Here is a 19,662-nt window from a genome sequence, read left to right as displayed (position 1 = left end):
TGTATAGTTTATAAGCTTTCTGCAAATTCTCTCAGTTTCTGCCGGTCTGTAAACAGCCGGTTGACCTGATTTGCGAGTTTTTCCTTACGGGACAGGGCCTCTACGATCTTCCTGTCAATCCCGCTGTTGGTTATAAAGCGTTTTACCGGGGTGTCCCGGTTCTTGTCATTTTCGCTGATATAAGCGAGTTCCCTCCTGTAATTCCTGTACCTGAAAGAGAGGCTGAAGAAAATGATTTCGCATTGTGCCCCGACTCCCTCCAGGCATGTTTCCTGTATGCCCAATGTGGAAATAAGGTATTTCTTATTATTCCGCATAAACTGTGTCCTTTCGGTTCTCCTGTCGCTTCTGTTCCTGCCACAGAAAACAGCGCAGGATTTCCGTCCCCAGAAGCTTGTCAGCAGGTCCACTTCAAAGAGGTACTTGCAAAAGATAACATACCTGCATTCCCTGCATGCATGTTTTTCCAGCAAAAGCAACTTATTGGTATTGTAGTAATGATCCTTTTTATAGCCTGTGGAAATATAACCGCACGCGATCCGTTCCATTTCCCCCATGATCCTGAAAATATCATATACCTGTATCTCGTATTTTTCAATGAGTAAGAGCAGTTCATTCTTTTTTCTCCTGTAAGATTCTTTTTGAGTAGGAGTCAGCTCACAGATGTACGTCCTGACATCCGGCTCGGCTTCCGGGGTTCCTTTCTCATCGACCGGGTAAGTATAGGGTTCTGCCAGTCCAACCAGATACGACAGGTTTTTATATCCTAATATCTGCTTACCATCCACTCCTCCGTAAATAATATGCTTCCGGGAAAAATCGTCCCACCGGTAATATCCGAGTATATCCTTATTCAGTATCCGGTACTGCATATAAATATCATGGATATTATTCACAATCAATGATTCGGTCATCAACAGTTTATAGTTGCACTGGTCGGCGATAACCATCATGCGCCGTGAGCGTATGGCGTCGGGTGATTTGAACAGATGGCAGTCATCGATAACAAGCATAGTCCGGGCATCTACTGACTTTAATAACTTTTCATAAGCCTGTATGTTAAAACTTAAACTTTCGACCGGGATAAGATATACGGGAAGGCTTATTCCCGGCCACTGCCTCTCCATCTCTTTTTTCAAAAGGGGAACCTGTACATTCGGTAAGAACAAGTATAATTTGTTGATCCGGTTATTCCGGTAACGTATCCAGGCAAGGGATAACGACAGGAACCATTTATCCCGCCACCTTCCTGTCAGTAAAACGGATACCTTCATGCTGCACAGGAACCGGAGGGCGTTTCCATAATAGGGGATAAGGTTTCCTATGGCAGGGATGAGTTCATCCCGCAGGCGGGTAGCCAGGGGGATATTCCGGTATATCAACTCACAATCGAATATGATTTCGTGGAACTGCTCTTCAAGTATCTGTTTGATCCGCACGGCTTCCTGCCTGCACCAGGAAGGGGTATGATCATTCGAAGAAATAGCCACATGGAGCTTCAATCTGTCGTTTACAACCTCAAAATAGGCTTTTATCCTTACCCTGAAAGGGGAATAATCCAGTGTGTAAGGGATATATACACGACAACCCATATAGGTATTATGATAAAGTTTTGACCCCTTTATCCGATCAGATAATTCTATGAGAGATTGTGGTACAACCATTAGTTTATGAGTTGTATGATTGCGAGCAATCAAATTTACTTAAATACAATTTGTTAAAATGAATATTCTGTCGAATATTTGTTTTTATTAACATTTTCGTAAAACTCTATTCTGCTTCCATTTTGTGATTACATATTTGTTAAATAGTCTCTGTCATAATGTAAAATATAGTTATATAATTATCCTTTAACTGTCTTATATCCGGTTCTTTTATAAAAGCGGGTTGCCTTTTCCTTATCACAAGCACGGACAACCCTGTATGAAGATAAATAATCCCTCCGGAGTGAGCGGAGGGAAGGGTGATACTCATTTGATAATATTCATATATCAGGCATTAAGATTGGATTAATTGATTTCTATTTTTCCCGTAACCATCCGGTTGGAAATTACAGCTTTTCCGGGAACGACATCTACCCTTACCGTGGTAGGCAGGGAGCGGTAAGCATCGTCATTATACGGCACTTCATTATTCAACCCGGCTTTGATATTATACTTTACTGAAGCTTCTCCTATAAAACTGCCCGCCGGGGTAAAAGTCAGTTTTTTTGTAGCAAAATCAAACTGCCAGATACCAATTGCGGCACTATAAGACACCCCGTCTGCATAGGGCACACCTATTTCAGCTCCGGATTCATCACAGAAACGGAATGAAGATGGATCGAGGTTGTTCGTGTCCCCTGTCATTTTTTGTACAATATGTCCGGTATATCCTATGTCATTGGACAGTGGGTCAATAGTAACTGACACTCCCTTGTATGTCGAAGCATGATCATCATTCGCTTCAGCTGAACCCGGTAGGGTGATTTTCAACTCCCTCAATAAATGGATATCTGTAGATTCTCCCGTACTGGCGGCAAAACCGATACGGAAGAAATCAGGGATGGAGGCGGCCAGAGTGCTGGTAACGCTTGTAGGGTTAGGATTAGTGGTATTATAATCCCCGGCAGAAGTATAGGCATTTTCCGCATATTGTAGGGATTCTTTGTAATGGTAACCGTCGATAATAATTGTAGTATCCTGTTCATGCTGTATACTGACCGTCACCAGGAATCCGTTTGCACCCGCATCCGGAAAAAGTTCGATGATCGCTTTCCGGTAAGAATTCTGGCCGCCCCTTAAATCGAAGTTCCCCTTATATGTGTTTATGGAAGAATAAGCCCCGCCTGTATCATTGAGTTTCCAGCCCGGGCTGTTTTCTCCTTTTGTCGGCTGGCTGATCAATATGGGATAACCGGTATAGCCGGCTCCCATTCCGCCTGTTGAAGAAAATTGTGAAGCCTGCACACTTCCACCCCGGGCTCCACGTAATGTAACATTGCTGGTATAGAGGTCGCTGGTACTGGTGGTAAGATCGGGTATCCCGTTTACCCGGGCTTCTCCCTGGAACCTCCTTTGCTTGAAGTTCCCGTAAGAATCCAGGGCAATTCCCAGGTAGGCACCGCTTAATCCTGTAGCCCTGGAAGCACTATAGTTATTATTCGCCCGGTTATAAGCATAACCGAGTCCGCACCCGGCAGCCCCGATAGTAGGAATAGCTACGCTTGCATCGAAAAGGAATACACTCATGCCATCGGCTCCGTTTCCGCTGTACATTACATATTCAAACTCTATCCGGATTCCCTGTATAGATTGAAATTGCTTGTTTTTTATAAAGACCGCGCCGAATTGTTGGGCTGTTGCCGGCGTTAACCGTAAGCCGTCGGTAGTGAAAGTTGCAGCATTAGCTTTTCCTCCCTGTGGTGTCGCTTTTTCTATTTCGCCGGGTTGACCTGAAGTACGAAAACTCTGGTAATAAGGAAAATCGCCGTATATCGATTGTGCTTTTGCCTGTGACAGGCCTAAAGATACCAATATCAAGACCATCCATATAATTACAGATTTGTTTTTCATAAGACACTTATTTTAAAACAAAAACAATATCGATCAGCGAGTAATCCGAGGCTGCCTGTTTCACTTTATAGGTTAATATACCCTCGTCGGTTAAAGATACGATCTCAAAAACATCTTCATCATAATCGGTTATATAGTAGTACAGGTCGGTTGCAAGAGGCAGGTACGGTATAGAGGGTGGAGCCCCCGGACTTACAAACTTCGGCGTTTTAAACTGGTTTATGTAAAACTGATAGAGGTTCTTTGCCGACTGGAGTCCGGTGGATGATGTGTCGAAAACGATGGAAGGCATATAAAACCAGTTGGTATATCCTAAGTATAGTTTTTCCCATCGGGACCCGTTATTATAATAAAAGCCTGCTGACACCCTGTTTTCAATAGAGACCGATGAATCAGAAGTATTGGTATTATACACGATTGTTCCTTTCGTATGATCCGTTATTCCAAAATAATCACTGGCTGAAAGAAGTGATACACGGGGCAATATCAACCCTTTGGAAGCCGTTCCGTCCGCATGTTCTTTCAAGTCAAGGAGTGCTTTTTCGTGAGGAGGCTCTCCCGATCCGATTGTTACTTGGGCGAGTATAGTCTGTGGAAAGGAAAATATACCCAGTAACAGCAACATTCTGAATATTGTCCATATACAGTGCTTTTGTTTAAAGTTTGCTAGTTTCATGTCGTTTAATTCTGTTTAGTTTATATATTTAAAAGATTGTTATAAGTCATTGCATTATTCCATCTAAAAACATCAATACCCTCCAAGTCCCGTGCCGGCTGCTTTCACAAGTGGCGGACAGGAATAAGTAAGTATGAGACAAATAGAAGACAAACAAATATTAAAAATTATAAGCAATATCTCCCTGACGGGTACTGATGTTTCATGCAAGACAAACTTAAAAATTACAGATTGGCGTTATCAGAGGTAAAGAAATAAGATATCCCGGAAACCGGTTTATTCCAGCCTTTCAATAAAGGTAGTCAGTGTAGCAGGAATTCCCGGAATGCCATTTGAGGCCGCTATCTCTCCGTTTATATTAAATGTTACCCTGTAAACTTCCTGCGTATTGTGAAGAGATACTAATAATACGGCGAAATCCCTGTTGATCGAACTTATTGTATAAGCAGTGCTGCTACTCTGGTAAACATTGTCCCCTCTATCCAGAGCCATCCATGTGCCCGTCCTCAGCGATTTCTTACCCCAGAGGCTGTAATGCCCTCCTGATCCGGCTTTGTCATAATAGTAACTTAAATGTGTATCGACATTCGTCGATAGTTGAAAACCTTCTCCACTTCCTCCTAATAAATAGTTCCAGCCTACATACCGGATATTCAGGTTTCCCATTGTAATGGGAGTTGCATAGAAATCTTGACCCATGCTTAGAGTTCCCGGAAGAGCAACAACGGATCTTGCATATTCCATTACTTTAATATTTTTTACATCCCCAACTATAGCGGAACAATTTTGTTCCAGGAAATCAGCTATTACAAATTCGGTTGTTACAGGTGATGATTCTATAGGCGTACCTTCAACGCTATAATACAGAGAGCCGTTACCTACAGCTAAATTTCCGGGTTGCAATGTTGCGGTCAGGCCGTTCGTTGTAGAAATCGTATGCGAACTGTATTCTCCGCCATTACCTCCAATATATGGTATTATCAGTGTTCCGGAATAAGGCGTACCCGCCTGATACTGCGCTGGGGATAAAGTGGCACTGGCGCACTTTAGTTCCTGGATTTCCGGGGTGACAACTAATCTGGTGTCCATCCTCTTCCATAAACTGCCATCCCAGATATACAGGCCCGGAGTGAAAACGTCTCTTTCTTGTGTTTGAGTTGGATTGTCTGTTGTATTGAATACGACCAAACCGATATGAGATTTATTCACTGTCGCTTTATCTGTTGTGTAGGTTGCGTTTTCATTACCGGGCATACCGTACATCGGGAATAGTTCATTTGCTTTAAAAAGTGATACGCGGGGATAGAGTAATCCCCTGACAGAGTTATCATTCTCGTTTTCCGTTTCCTTTAGTTGAAGGAGGGCTCCATTCTGAGGTTCAGCACCGGAACCTATCGTTACCTGAGCCTGTAAATTTGCGAGACTGATAGAAAAGAATAAAAAGATTAAATGAAAAAGGATTTTTTTATTTTTAATTATCATATTATATAATAGTTAAGGCCTAAAAACGGCTTCAAAAGTGATTATCTTCAACTGGTTTTAAAATTCGATGCAAAATTGTTGTAAATAGTAAAACTAAATTTGTATTTGCGTAAAATATTTGATGTGACAAAACGTAAAATAGTTATAAACTATTCTTATATTGAATTTTATATGTAATTTTACTCCGGTTTTATTTCTCATAATATACAATTTGGCACATCAACGATGTCATGGAATTAGTCCGTATATACTTCAGTGATATAAATGGTGTATTATCATTTATTCCGGCTACAACGGCCCTGGCATCATTTTGTCTGATTTTTTATTCTTTACGGCAGAAACTACCCCCTAAAGAAAACCGTATAAGGATAATTTTGCTTTTTTATTTCCTTTTGTCACTCACTATTTTGTTTTTCTCTGGCATGTTCAATATAATGGAAGGTATTCTCAGGTATATCCTGCCATTATCATCTATGGGAATACAGTTGATGCAGGTATTATTTTATCATTTTATATCAGAGATGACTGCCAGCGAGAGGAAAAAACAAGCGATATCCGTATACCATTATTATGTGCCCATATTGCTGTTACTCGTACAGTCCTTGTTTTATTACAGGGAGTTCTCGCATCTGGGTTCCCTGAGAGATATAGGCCATTATCTGGAAAACTATTTCCATATTACCTGTAGTTTGTATGTTCTTTTCTATGCAATCCTGAGCTGGCGGAAAGTTAGGTCGTACCATGAAATGCTGAGCAGGAAATTCTCCGGCGATAAAAGCAAGATACATATAAATTGGATGTACTGGCTTATCATTTTCAGGTTTATATATATCGGATGCATGGTGCTTTATGCGCTGAATGTAACCATAACCTCTCTGGTATTATACGTTATTGTCCATCCTCTGATATGTACCTTATTGACATACCATACATTACTGAGGGATTATGTATTTGTATATCAGGATATCAGCAACAGCGTAATGACCCGCGGAGGAAATATAATGAATATCCGCACGGATATCCTGAATGATTTAAAGGCAGGGGACAAGGAAGATTCGCCAACGGACAATAGCCTGATAGATCAGAAAGAATTCGAGCAGTATTTTGCTACCCACAGGCCCTATCTTGATACAGAACTGAAGATTACCGGTCTTCTGGATATATTCAAGACTAATAAAAGCTACCTATCCCGCTTTATCAATGAAGTTTATGGAATGAATTTCAGGCAATATGTAAACTCCTGGCGCATGGCTGAAATGGAAAAACTCCTGCAAATGGACGAAAACCAGGGGAAAAATATCGAGTCATTATGCAAACAGGCAGGATTCGGAAGTGTAAGAAGTTATTGGAGATGTAAGAAAGACAAGGGAACAAGCGATATATGACAACACCCGATCAGATAATACTTTTGGCAGCCTTTTCCATTTCAATTTTCGCTGCAATATTTTGTGCCATATTATTATCGGCCAAGCAAATCTATTCGTCCGGGGAAAACGGGCTCAGCAGGAAAACGCAAATTTACACCATCTATTTTTACCTGATCCTTGTACTGTATCACGTATGTACGTTCTTCTTAAACTATGCGATAGGAATATTCCTGAACATATCCTCATTGTTCTATCTGGTGGTTTTGCTGGCTTCAGTAGGCTTTTACCACATCATCTTTTTAATTACAAGACTTCACAAAGACGAGGCTTTCCCGTATAAACACTATGTTTTTCCTGTAATACTATATCTGACCTATACGACATGGAGCCTGTTCGTCCCGGACGAAGTCAGGGTAGGCTTACCCACCAAAGAAATATATATAGCGGACGGTTATGAGTGGTTCTGCGGATTTCACTATTTACGGATTCTTATAAGAAGCATATTCATCATAGTATATTTTGTTTTGTCAGTCAGGAGGGTTCTCACATACAGGAAAAGCATTATCCATTACTCGGCTAATATGGAGGCTTCCTCCCTGCGCTGGATATACGAGGTATTGCTTATTTACCTGGTGACCTATGTCCCGATTCCGGTACTGTTCCTCCTATCTGCCCCGGGAAGCAATATCGAGTACCTGACAAAGATATCTTTTAACTGTTTTGCATTTATTTTCGATATAATCCTCTGCTATAACATTTTCACAAACAACTATGTGCTGACAGCGGAGGATATAGTCACTCAGGAAAAGGATGCTGAAACAGGCAATTACGGGTCACTGAATAAGAAAGAGTTTGAGTCGTTTATAAAAAAGCAAAAGCCATTCCTGGACTACAACCTGAAGATCACAGACCTGGCATTGTCGCTAGGCACGAACAGGACATATCTCTCCCGGTTTATTAATGATAATTACCAACTGAGTTTTAGCATGTATATAAATAAATGCAGACTGGAAGAGTTGGAAAAGATTAAAAAATCCGCCTCTTATGCCGACCTGAGTGAAGAAGAACTGATATACCTGGTCGGTTTTAAAAGTTTCAATAGTTATAAAAAGACAAGGGAAGTTTTAGAGTGATTTACTGTCCTTTCTGATTTGAAGTTGTTATTCCTGTCCTTCAATATTTAAACTCTGTTCATGCCTATCAGCATACGAACTAAGAATCAATGTCAGAGCGCCGTCACTGGTTATATTATGAGTCGTTCCAAAACTATCAAGGAGAGCAAAGATACTGATCATTAATGCCGTTCCTGCTTCATCAATACCTAAAACAGCATGAATTAGTCCCAGTGATGTTATGAGGGTTCCTCCCGGCAATCCCGGTGCGGCAATAGCGAATATCCCCAACAAGGGAATAAAAACAAGCATCTTCTCCAATCCCGGCATTGTTCCGTACAATAATTGAGATACGGCAAGGGACAAAAACACAACGTCCAGGATTGATCCTACAAAATGGATATTCCCAAATAACGGAATTGCAAAATTCCTGATATCATTCCGTAGTACAGGACTCTTTTTTGTTTGCTCTATGGCTACACCCAGACTTGCTGCAGAAGACTGCGTTCCTAAAGCTGTAAGAACCACCGGCCCATAATACTTCAACACATGCCACGGATTTTTGCGTGAATATATGCCTGCCGAACTATAGAGTATAGTCATCCATGTGATATGGCAAAGAACGGTAACAATCAGGATTGCAAAAAAGACAGGCAATCTTGAAGCCAAAGCCCCTTCATATGCCAGTACACTAAAATTGGCAGCAATAAACAATGGCAATATCGGTAGAAGAAACCTCTTCACCATTATAAATACCAGATTCTGGAACTCATACAATGCACTTTCTATCTTATCCGACTTTGTCCATATTATGGACAGTCCTAACATGAACGATAACACCAAGGCCGAAAGGACAGACATAAGAGGAGGTATATCCAGCCGGAATATCATTTCAGGGATCTCTTTCAAAGACTCTGTCGCAGGTACAATGTCAAAAAGTGGAATCAACTTATAGCCGACAACAGCAGCCAGCGTTGCGCTTCCGATACACGAGGCATAGGCTAGTATCAGGGAAACACTTAATAGTTTCGATGCATTTCTTTTCAGCCTGGTTATTGATGGTGTGATAAAGCCAAAAATAAGCAGGGGTATCAGAAAAAATATGATCTGTCCCAATACATGTTTTATGGGGAGTATAACGCTTATTACGGTTTCATTAGCAAACATGCCGATCAGCATACCGATAACGACCGACAAAAGCAGTCTGAAAGTTGTATTCGATATTATTTTCAGAATTATAGTTTTCATTTATAAAAGAATTAAACCTGTGCTATCAGCAGACAATAACACAGGTTTGTTTTTAGAAATATTTTTAGTAGCCCGGATTCTGAGGAGTGATACCTAAGCTGGTATAATCCTCACTCAGTGGTATAGGAAAGCGATAGAATTTCCCATGCAAGTTATCTACTTTAGCGTGCAGGTGGCTATGTACACGGGCATAGAATGCGGCATTTATCTTATTTGCTATTTCTGGAAATGCAGCCTTGATAGTTGTAGCCGACTGATATTCAGGTTTATAATATTCATAATTAGGTACGGTGTTCTTCACCTGAGATAGCAACGTTCTCCAACGCACCAGATTTACCCAATGTTTTTGCTCGAAGGCAAATTCATAGTCCCATTCGTTGTACAGGTCTTCTTTTGTGAGTGTCGATAATTTTCCTCCATGCTCATAATGACCGCCAAAAGCTCTTCTCCTGATTTCATTTACAACAGGTAAAGCTTCAGATGCTTTATTCGAGAAAAACAGTGCCTCTGCTTTTATAAGTAGTACCTCTGCATAACGGAAGTCGATATGGTCGATATTATTCGGCTGTTCATCCAGAGCCTTAGTTCCGTCAGTTGTCCGATGTATCCATTTGCCCGGACGGACAATACTTACCGGCCAGGTCAATGTATCCACTACGGCATCGGTATACTCTATACGTGTTGCATAAGAGAAGAGCTTGCGGGTATCATTAGCGTCAGGGATACGGTTTTCGAGTGTAATATCGGCATAGCTTATATGCGGGTCGGTTCTTGCGCTTTTAGGCCATGTGAATCCGCAATGTGTCTGATGGTTGCCTTGTGCATCGATTCCATCTCCATCATGATGGATAGAAAAGATGACTTCAGCATTATTTTCGTTAGCCACACCCCATATGCCATTATAACTATCCAATAATTGATACTTACCGCTGTTTATCACTTTATTTGCATATTCCACAGCCTTTTGCAGCTTTTCTGTATCGGGGGCCGGTTTTGTGGGATCGGTCGTACCCGAAATCGCAGAAACCTCAGATTGCGAAAGAGGCTTTTGCCCCCATGTTAAATACACCTTTGCCAGAATTGTGTTTGCAGCTCCTTGTGAAGGATTGGATTTATTACTGTCGAATTCAGGCAGATTGGGTAAAGCATCTGTCAGGTCTTTAACAATCTGGTCATACACTACATCAATAGATGCTCGTGTCCTTTCCGTACTGCTAGATGTCAGTACCAGGGGTACTTCTCCGAAAAGTTGTACCAACTGGAAATAGTTATAACCACGGATAAATTTGGAACGCGCTACCAACAGGGTTTTATCTGCTTCTGTCAGATTCGAGCTGGTATTTGCCGTGCCAATTTCCTCTATTGCCAGATTTGCCGCACCTATACTCTTATACAAACGGTTAAACACCTTGATTGGGTACCAATTGCTCGGTGTTGTTTCAAATACACTCACCTGAGGCCCATCTTTGGAATCGTCTACCTCTTCAAACGAGATAGTAGTTTCTGTAGCCGATTCCAACAGGAATGAATAAGACGAAGATAATGTTTGTAGCGGGCCATATACCGCATTGGCAAGAGCCTCGGCTTCTGCTTTGGTTTTCACTGAAGAAGAATTCTCTCCTCCATCGTCAGGATCATTATTATCACTGCAAGAAAACGATGCAGTGGAAAAGAGTGCAAACAGCACTATTGAAAAAAACAGATTCTTTTTCATTTTAGCAATCAATTTGGATTTATAATAACAAGATTTTCTATTCAGAAAGTAAGGCTTACTCCAGCCATAAAACTTTTGGAAGAAGGGTAAATTCCGAGGTCTACACCACTGGCAACTTCCGGGTCGTAGCCTTTATATTTAGTAATCGTAAGGAGGTTTCGTGCAGAAGCGAAAACACGCACTTTCGCTGAAGAGGAATTTACTTTGATTGGGATTGTATAGCCGAGCGTCACATTTCTTAATTTCAGGAATGAAGCATCTTCTACATACCGGCTATCCAGTTCTGTCGCACGCGTGCTACCGAGGTAAGGAATTGTATTGGAAGGATTGGCCTCCGTCCAGCTATTTAGTAATGCCGCCGACATGTTATAGGAATCATTCGGACGTTCAAGGTAACGCCTTAGCAGATTGTAAACCTGATTTCCCTGTGAACCCTGCAACATAATATAAAAGTCGAAGTTGCCATAAGAAGCCGAAGAGGAAAAACCATAGGTAAAATCAGGTTGAATATTGCCTAAAACTACGCGGTCAGATTCAGGTGTTACCCTGCCATCAGGGTTTCCATCAGAACTACTTATGTCGGCAAACTTAGCATCTCCGGGTTGCGGAGTCCGGCCTCCTATTGTAGGCAGTTTTGAAATATCCTCATCAGATTGTACCACTCCTAAAAAGCGGTAGCCATAGAAAGATCCAACCGATTCTCCTACACGTAAGATTTGTTCCTGGTCATTTCCTTCGGTCAATCCATCATATTCGCCCAGGCTTGTAATCCGGTTTATATTACGGGCAATATTAGCCGAAGCAGACCATGAAAAGTTTTTTCGCTCTACTAATTTCGCATTCAAGGTGAACTCAAATCCTTTATTAATAACATTTCCAATATTGGCAATCTGCTTTTCGCTTGTTCCCGAACCTAAAGGAGCAGGTATACGGAGTAGTAGATCATGCGTCTTTTTATAATAAACATCAGCTGTCAGGGTAAATCTGTCATTTAAAAATCCGGCATCTATTCCGGCATTGTATTCCGTCGTTGTCTCCCATTTAAGATCAGAATTACCCAGATTTTTCATGTCGTAAGCCGGAGCACCATTATACCTTCCGGTATTGAAATATTGTTCGTACTCGTCGAAGTCTATTTCCTGATTGCCAGCTTTTCCATAAGTCAAACGAAGTTTTAATGTGCTTAATGCCGGGAAAAGAGGCTTTGCGAATTCTTCTTCGTTTACATTCCATGAGAATCCTATAGAAGGGAAATAACCCCATTCATGGCCTTTCGAGAAACGTGAAGATTTATCTGCACGGTATGTTGCGGTCAGGTTATACCGCTCCAGCAATGTATAATTTGCTCTGCCCAGAAATGAGTTGAATGAAGCTTTTTGCTTACGCGAAATAGGAGGAAGTTCATTCCCTGTACCCAGATTATCGAAAGATTCGAGATGATTGGCCTTGCTTACAGAAAAGTCCGTTTTCGTATTCTGATAAGTATATCCGGCTAATAAGTCAATAAAGTGAACCGGGTTGAGCTGTTTTGTAAATGAGAGTAAAAACTCATATTGAGTAACATCAGTACGCCTGTTTCCAATGGCTCCCATCCCCCGGATATCCTGATTTAGGCCCAATGCCGTATAGGGTGGGGCAAAATAGTTTTGTGTAATATAATCTGTATTTGCTCCAGCATTGACCTTTGCCTTCAGTTCTTTAAGGATATTGTATTCGACAAAGAAATTACCCAACAACGATGTGCTTATGGTTTGCCCAATACTATTCTTTAAGTCCGAGACGGGGTTTGCAGCCTGTCCGTAATAACTCAGATAGCTATATTCGAACGGATTCTTATAATTGTAGCTTCCGTCGGCATTGTAGATGGACAATACCGGAGGCATGTATAAGGCATAAGTAAGAGAGTTGGCTATCCCGTGAGAATAAGGTGAATCGTTATAGTTTGCTCCTTCAAAAGTAGTGAGCGCATCCTGTGTGCTTCTGTTTACCGTGGCGGTAAGTCCTACTTTCAGATTCTGATACAATTCTTTATCTAAATTCAACCGCCCGCTAAACCGTTTGAAGCCTGAATTAAGGATAATCCCCTTTTGATCTGTATAATTTCCTGATATGAGATAACGGGTTTTCTCATCCCCTCCACTGACCGATAATTCATGGGTTTGTGAAATTCCGGTCTGCAATACTGCGTTTTGCCAGTCTGTTCCTTTATCAAACCGGGCAAGCTCTTCTTGGCTATAATACAGGCTGGGCTTATCGTTGAAATATTCTTTCTGGATTGAGAGCCATTGTTTAGCTGTTAACAGATCGAGCTTTTTAGCTGATTTATCTACGCCTATAGTATATTGATAGCGAATGGTATTTCCTCCCCGTTTACCTTTTTTTGTAGTCACAAGGATTACTCCGTTTGCGCCGCGGGAACCATAGATAGCTTTTGCCGATACGTCTTTTAAGACTTCTATCGATTCTATGTCCGAAGGATTAATCGCCGCCAAAGGATCGAGACTTCCATCAATATTACCTACGCCTGCCTGAGTTGCATTTTTTTCGCTAAAGAATATAAAGCCATCTATCACATATAACGGCTCATTGCTTGCATAAATCGAATTCCCGCCACGGATACGAATGGCCGACCCTGTTCCGGGCTGCCCTGAATTCTGGGAAACATTCAGCCCTGCTATACTCCCTCCCAGAAGTTCGTTTACCGAAGTAGCCGGTTGTTCCAGAGTCGCTTTGGATACGGATGCTACAGCTCCGGTTAGTTCTTTTCTTCGCTGTGTTCCATAACCGACAACGACAACCTCGTTGAGAGCATTTATATCTTCAGTAAGATATATGTTAACAGGGTCTGTTGCATTCTTTACAATGACCTCCCGGTCTTTATATCCGATTAAACGGATTGACAGTTTAAGTGGAAACCTGCCGGATACTTTCAGGTCAAATCGGCCGTCGGCATCCGTACTGCTTCCGTTGGTTGTAGCCTGTTCAACGATAGTCGCTCCGGTTACCGGCTCTTTTGTTTTTTCATCAAGGACATATCCTGTTAGTGTTGTCTGGGCATGGATGACCAGTGAACAGACGAATAGTACCAGGAAAATGCAGGTGCATTTTTTGACAGAAAAGGAAGAAGTATAACTTCCTTTAAAGAAATTAGTTATCTTTACCATGGATAAATGAATGTTTATCAAGAGCACTTCCAAAGCCATTTGCCGTCGGACAAGGAAGTGTTCGTTTTTTTATACGGATATTCTATTTCATATAGCTGACAGACAAGCTGCCAACCATATAAGACCGAACAGTTTAATTGATAAGTTCAGATTTTATGTTGCCATTAACAGCAACACATTCGCATTCGGAAAGAAGAAAAGTTTTCGAAGCCGGAAAGGGCTGGGCAAAAGAATGTGCCGGAATTAGTGCTCTCCTGAAAAGAAAGGGTCGATTGTTTAGAAAATGATTTCATTTTTGCCGTACTTATATTATCATAGTGATTTCGATACAAATTAACATACATTTAATAAAATGCAAAATACCGCATATATGGTATTTTGCTCGCATGATTATGGTATAAATGGATTTTGTATATGTAAACCTTCATTAGTATTTTATTTACTTAGCCGTTTCCCCATCTCAAAAGCCTTTTGAGCATCAACAGGAAATTGTTCTTCGCGCACTTTTCTCTTTTTGGCTTCATCAAAAATTTCGACGGCATACTTGGAGTAATCTTTAAATTGATAAGTATCATAAGACATCATGTACTCCCATTTTCCGTTAAGAAGACGTTGTAGAGATTGTAATCCCTCAAAAATCCTGTTATATCTTAAAAATGTTGCCTGTTCTTGATTCACATTCATCGTAAATATAAATCCTGTATTAATCCGACCTTTGAAGTTAGAACCTCCACGACCATCAGAACTTAGTTTTTCGTATGATAGATTCATGAAAAGAAGTCTTTCTAAGAAAGAACGCATTTCTCCCGTAACATCACTAAAATAAATCGGAGAGCCTAAAATTAAAGTATTACAATTCATTATTTTATACAGAATGGGGGTTAATTCGTCTTTCATCGTACATATTCCTAAATGTTTGCTGTTTTTTTGTTTGCATGAAAAACAACTTACACACCCCTTGTAGCTGAGGTCATATAAATGAATAATTTCAATTTGGGCTTCATTTGAACATGCCCCTTCTAATGCTTTTTGCAGCAAGGTTGTCGTGTTCCCTGACTTACGAGGGCTGCCATTTATTGCTATTACTTTTTTCATATCCATAACTTATAATTGATCATCTTGCAAAATTACCTATATTTACTATCCAATTGATATTACTTTCCATTTGGAAAGCACTATCAAAAAAGAAAGTATTCAATAATATACTCGCATTATGGATAATAATACAACTATGGAGAATGAACAATCAAGGGATATGACTGAGTGTAAGCGCAGAATGCTCCCGGTTCTTGATGCATTAGCCGTATTATCAGGTAAATGGAAAATCCCTATCATTATAGCATTGTCGCACAACAATAAGCGGTTTAAAGAAATCGTAAGGGCTGTTCCCGGACTAACGGACAAAACGCTATCCAAAGAGCTAAAAGAAATGGCAGAAGATCAACTTATTGAGCGTATTGTTTATGAAACGTTTCCTCCTAAAGTTGAGTACTTTCTGACTGACCACGCCAAATCTTTAACCAACATTATCGAAATGCTACGTGAATGGGGATTGAAGCATCGCAAGAAGATTTTAGGCTAATTATAGTATTCTCTCTACATAAGATTGCTCCAATTACAATCCATAGACTTGCGATCTATTTATCAGAGCGTTCATCCATTACCTCTCGCAGAATATTTGTTCCGTTTATCGCAGCCGGAAATCCTGCATACACAGTCATTAGCAACATGACTTCTTTTATTTCATCCCCGGTCACTCCGACATTCAATGCTCCGCTTATATGGAATTTTAATTGAGACGGTGCATTTCCCAATGTAGCAAGCGCTGCTACTGTTGCAATTTGTCGGTACTTCTTTTCCAATCCTTTTCGGGAATGAATATCGGCGAAAGCATACTCCAAAGTGAATTGTACTAATTCGGGAGAAAAATCACGATAAGCTTTTTCCATGTGTTGCACTTGTAAACTATCAAGAAGCGAAAGAGCTTCTGCCCCTTTCGAGTAACGGCTTAATGAATCCGTTTCCTGATTCGTAATGCTTCCTGCCAAATCATTGATTCCTTTGTTCTTCCGTTCGTTTAATACTTCTTGGAAAGTATTCATGGCATTAATGCTTCCCGGAAATCCTGTATAAACAGACATTTGCAGGATTATTTCTTTTACTTCGGTTATCAAACATCCGGAATTCAATGCCCCGTTCAGGTGGACTTTCAGTTGAGGGGTAGCACCTTGTGCGATAAGGGATGATACAGCTGCGATTTCTTTGGATTTATTATTCAGAAAATTAAGACTATAAACATCTCCGAAGGAATATTCAATAATGAAACGAGCTAAATCAGGAGAAATGATTCCTAAATTATTTACCACATTTTCTCCTGCCTCTCCATCTATTTCCTGTAATTTACTCCATCCGCGAGTATAACGCTCAGACTTTTCCATTTGTGCATGCATATTTAACATCGACAATACGGCCGACATGATTAATAATAATTGCTTCATTTTTCTATCTTTTGTACAAAAGAAGAATAAAAAATGAGCAACATTGCAGGACTTTCATTCTTGTTTTCGGTACTTTTTCAGAAAGTCGGATGGAGTATACGAAGTTTTCTTTTTGAAGATACGGGAGAAATAGGAACTATCCTCAATGCCCAACTGAAATGCGATTTCATTTATATTGAGATCGCTGTATAACAAAAGACGTTTCGCTTCGGTCAATTGAATATCCAACAGATATTGTTTTGCAGTAGTTCCTGTATATTCTTTACAGAGGGAGTTCAATTCTTCTACGGGTAAATGCAGCTTATCAGCATACCAATCTATGACATGCGGTTGCACATGGTTTTCTGAAATAAGTTTTTTAAAGCTGACAATATAAGGATTGCTCGCATAGTGTTGCACGTTATTCTGCTCTGCAAACCTCTCGCAAAGTTGGTAAACATATCGAATGTCGATGTTTACATCCTGTTGTTTATCAAAATTCTCTATTAAATCAGGAAATATTATTGATAGTAAATCTTTGGTCTTACCGCTTATGTCAATGTATGGAAATGTATAATTCAGATTCAATTCTTCGCCAAGTGTACTGTCAACAGCGATAATATAACCTTTACAGTTTTCCGAATAATCCCAATTATGGATTTGCTTTGGGCTTACAAAAAATACTCTATTCCGTTTAATCTCATATTCTTCAAAATCTATCACATAAAAACCCGCTCCTTCCGTAAACCAAACTAACGAAAAGAAAGAATGACGGTGTGCCCACTCGATTTCAGGGTCTTCTGTCCCCTCAAATGTTCCTGTATAATGTGAGACATGTTGCGAGGGTAAGGCTAATATATCAGATATGGAATATTCTTTCAACATGATGTAAAATTAATCATATTATACTTTTTATCGAAATTGGACTTGAAAATAAAGTCTATAACTTCCTGATAAAGTTATTGCTGCCGATTTCAAAAAAACGTTTACTTATTCATCTATATTTGTCGGCAAAACCTAATAAATATGGATATTATCGTAATAGAAAAAGATTCTTTTAAAAAGAAACGGGAACAGATCGTTTCACTCGTTCCGAATATGCCTTTCTTGTTATTCGGTTTTTAATCATCTAATAAAAGATACAGGCATGCCCGGTGTAGAAATATCCGATATGCATTAAGGAGCGCGAAAGCACTAAATAATACGGAAATAAATGTATTTTTGTTGCAGTTCATTATAACGTAACTACTTATCATATGAAAACGCCACGCTATTTATACTTCCTCATGGGGCTGTTCCTGTATGTGAACGGTCTCTATGCTCAAACGACCATTAAAAATAGAGATGCCATTATCGAAGCGGCAGTGAATAGTATCTCCGTTGATACAATGAAGGCATTGATACAAGATATGGTTGGATTTCACAACCGGAATAACCTCAGTAGCATGACGCATCCCACACAGGGAATAGGTGCCGCTACTGAATACCTGTACCGGCGAGTAAATGCATACATCCCTGCTTCGGGTGGACGGCTCAGTGTGGAAAAGGTGTTCTATACGTTTGGAGGAGCGGAAACCCGCCTCAAACGAGAAGTGACCTTGTGTAACGTGGTAGCCACCGTACAGGGAAGTAATCCGGACGACGACAGAGTAATTGCCCTCCTCGCTCACTTCGACAATAGGAATGGGAACGGAAATGACTCCATCGGGTATGCTCCCGGAGCCAATGATAACGGTAGCGGCGTGGCTTGCCTGATGGAGATCACCCGTCTGCTTTCGCAGGTCGATCTGCCTGTTACATTGAAGATCATGTTTCTCTCCGGCGAAGAACACGGACTTTACGGGGCACAACACATGGCAGAAATGGCCCGCCGTGAAAACTGGAACCTGATAGCCGTAGTCAATAACGATATGATAGGAAACGGAACGGCCAGCGAAACGGATACGCACAACAACACCTTGCTCCGTGTCTTCTCTGAAAATATCCCCTTTGCCGAAACCGACGAAATGAAGCGCGAACGAGTGTATAACTCTGCCGAGAACGATAGTCCTTCGCGACAATTGGCACGCTATATCAAAGAAACCGGAGAGCGTTATGTGGATAATATAACTGTAAAGCTGATCTACCGCAATGACCGCTTCGGCCGGGGTGGCGACCATACGCCCTTCAGCCGGAAAGGATATGCCGCCGTTCGCATCTGCGAAATGCACGAGAATTATAACCGAACCCATCAATATGTCCGGAACGAAAACGGAGTGAAATATGGGGATGAAATAGAAGGAATCGACTTTGAATACCTCCGAAAAAATACGGGTGTAAACCTGTCTACTGTGGCGAATCTGGCTTTGGCCCCTTCAGCTCCCGTGAATGTGAGGCAGGAGGTCTCTGAACTTACCAACTATTCCACTCTCCATTGGGAGGCTCCTAAACAAGGAAAGAAACCGGCAGGCTATTACATCTTGATTCGTGAAACCGACCAATCGCAATGGCAAATGAAAATACGTATAAATGGAACAGAAGCACATTTGCCTTACAGCAAGGATAATTATTTCTTCGCTGTACAAAGTATTGATTCAGAAGGACACGAAAGTCTTGCCGTATTTGCCAAGGGCGAGTAAAAACAAGAATAAACAAAAGATTAAGAGCCAGTTAAAATTTCATCAAAAGTTGGAATGTAACTTATCCAGAGATAATATTTAGAACGGAAACAGCCAAAAGGCGGATATGGAATATACAATGGTGATGTAAAATAATATATTACAACAGTTAGAATTGAAGTATAGCATCTCAATCCTAACTGTTGTTCTTTTATTTAAATTGCATCTTTATTTTGTAGTTTCACAATATTACTCCTGTACATAAAACTCT

General features: G+C 40.7%; 14 protein-coding genes. 4 read left to right on the top strand and 10 right to left on the bottom strand.

Going from position 1 to position 19,662, the window contains the following annotated elements; all coding sequences use genetic code 11:
• Positions 1 to 8 precede the first annotated feature (8 nt).
• The 4 genes from GGR21_RS03055 to GGR21_RS03040 all read right to left on the bottom strand — a co-directional run bounded on the left by GGR21_RS03055 (position 9) and on the right by GGR21_RS03040 (position 5,712).
• Positions 9 to 1,664 (bottom strand): DEAD/DEAH box helicase family protein, encoded by a 1,656-nt coding sequence (locus tag GGR21_RS03055; RefSeq protein ID WP_183305701.1) that lies wholly within the window; start codon positions 1,662 to 1,664, stop codon positions 9 to 11.
• A gap of 345 nt (positions 1,665 to 2,009) precedes the next feature.
• Positions 2,010 to 3,554, bottom strand: coding sequence for a hypothetical protein (locus GGR21_RS03050; protein WP_183305700.1), 1,545 nt, complete (start codon positions 3,552 to 3,554; stop codon positions 2,010 to 2,012).
• Positions 3,555 to 3,561: 7 nt separating this feature from the next.
• A complete protein-coding gene (locus tag GGR21_RS03045) occupies positions 3,562 to 4,230 on the bottom strand; it encodes a hypothetical protein (RefSeq protein ID WP_183305699.1) in 669 nt (222 codons plus the stop codon).
• Positions 4,231 to 4,506: 276 nt separating this feature from the next.
• Complete coding sequence (locus GGR21_RS03040; RefSeq protein ID WP_183305698.1) at positions 4,507 to 5,712, bottom strand: hypothetical protein; 1,206 nt, start codon at positions 5,710 to 5,712, stop codon at positions 4,507 to 4,509.
• Between the two features lie 230 nt (positions 5,713 to 5,942).
• On the opposite strand from GGR21_RS03040, the gene GGR21_RS03035 reads away from it, so the two are divergent.
• Together GGR21_RS03035 and GGR21_RS03030 are read left to right on the top strand one after the other, a co-directional pair.
• Positions 5,943 to 7,097, top strand: a complete 1,155-nt coding sequence (locus tag GGR21_RS03035; protein ID WP_183305697.1) for a helix-turn-helix domain-containing protein — start codon at positions 5,943 to 5,945, stop codon at positions 7,095 to 7,097.
• Positions 7,094 to 8,212: a helix-turn-helix transcriptional regulator gene (locus tag GGR21_RS03030; RefSeq protein WP_183305696.1), complete on the top strand. Its 1,119-nt coding sequence runs from the start codon at positions 7,094 to 7,096 to the stop codon at positions 8,210 to 8,212. Before GGR21_RS03035 ends, GGR21_RS03030 begins: the two co-directional genes overlap by 4 nt.
• A gap of 27 nt (positions 8,213 to 8,239) precedes the next feature.
• Here GGR21_RS03030 and GGR21_RS03025 read toward each other — a convergent pair whose 3' ends face one another.
• From GGR21_RS03025 to GGR21_RS03010, 4 genes are all read right to left on the bottom strand, one after another.
• Positions 8,240 to 9,439, bottom strand: a complete 1,200-nt coding sequence (locus tag GGR21_RS03025; RefSeq protein WP_221232895.1) for a cation:dicarboxylate symporter family transporter — start codon at positions 9,437 to 9,439, stop codon at positions 8,240 to 8,242.
• A 64-nt stretch (positions 9,440 to 9,503) separates the two neighbouring features.
• The gene (locus tag GGR21_RS03020; RefSeq protein ID WP_183305695.1) at positions 9,504 to 11,153 is read right to left on the bottom strand and encodes a RagB/SusD family nutrient uptake outer membrane protein; all 1,650 of its coding nucleotides are present in this window, start codon (positions 11,151 to 11,153) and stop codon (positions 9,504 to 9,506) included.
• A gap of 41 nt (positions 11,154 to 11,194) precedes the next feature.
• Positions 11,195 to 14,317 (bottom strand): SusC/RagA family TonB-linked outer membrane protein, encoded by a 3,123-nt coding sequence (locus tag GGR21_RS03015; protein ID WP_183305694.1) that lies wholly within the window; start codon positions 14,315 to 14,317, stop codon positions 11,195 to 11,197.
• A 435-nt stretch (positions 14,318 to 14,752) separates the two neighbouring features.
• On the bottom strand, positions 14,753 to 15,412 hold the full coding sequence (locus GGR21_RS03010; protein ID WP_183305693.1) for a flavodoxin family protein: 660 nt from the start codon (positions 15,410 to 15,412) through the stop codon (positions 14,753 to 14,755).
• Positions 15,413 to 15,548: 136 nt separating this feature from the next.
• On the opposite strand from GGR21_RS03010, the gene GGR21_RS03005 reads away from it, so the two are divergent.
• Positions 15,549 to 15,899, top strand: coding sequence for a winged helix-turn-helix transcriptional regulator (locus GGR21_RS03005; RefSeq protein ID WP_183305692.1), 351 nt, complete (start codon positions 15,549 to 15,551; stop codon positions 15,897 to 15,899).
• A gap of 55 nt (positions 15,900 to 15,954) precedes the next feature.
• Here the strand turns inward: GGR21_RS03005 and GGR21_RS03000 are convergent, their stop codons facing one another.
• Together GGR21_RS03000 and GGR21_RS02995 are read right to left on the bottom strand one after the other, a co-directional pair.
• Positions 15,955 to 16,815: a carboxymuconolactone decarboxylase family protein gene (locus GGR21_RS03000; RefSeq protein WP_221232893.1), complete on the bottom strand. Its 861-nt coding sequence runs from the start codon at positions 16,813 to 16,815 to the stop codon at positions 15,955 to 15,957.
• Positions 16,816 to 16,869: 54 nt separating this feature from the next.
• Positions 16,870 to 17,679, bottom strand: coding sequence for an AraC family transcriptional regulator (locus GGR21_RS02995; protein ID WP_183305691.1), 810 nt, complete (start codon positions 17,677 to 17,679; stop codon positions 16,870 to 16,872).
• Between the two features lie 371 nt (positions 17,680 to 18,050).
• Here GGR21_RS02995 and GGR21_RS02990 point away from each other — a divergent pair, with 371 nt between their 5' ends.
• Positions 18,051 to 19,412, top strand: a complete 1,362-nt coding sequence (locus GGR21_RS02990; RefSeq protein ID WP_221232891.1) for a M28 family metallopeptidase — start codon at positions 18,051 to 18,053, stop codon at positions 19,410 to 19,412.
• Positions 19,413 to 19,662 lie beyond the last annotated feature (250 nt).

Origin of the sequence: Dysgonomonas hofstadii, from assembly GCF_014196915.1 — a bacterium.
GTDB lineage: Bacteria > Bacteroidota > Bacteroidia > Bacteroidales > Dysgonomonadaceae > Dysgonomonas > Dysgonomonas hofstadii.
This window is presented reverse-complemented; position numbering and strand designations above follow the sequence as displayed.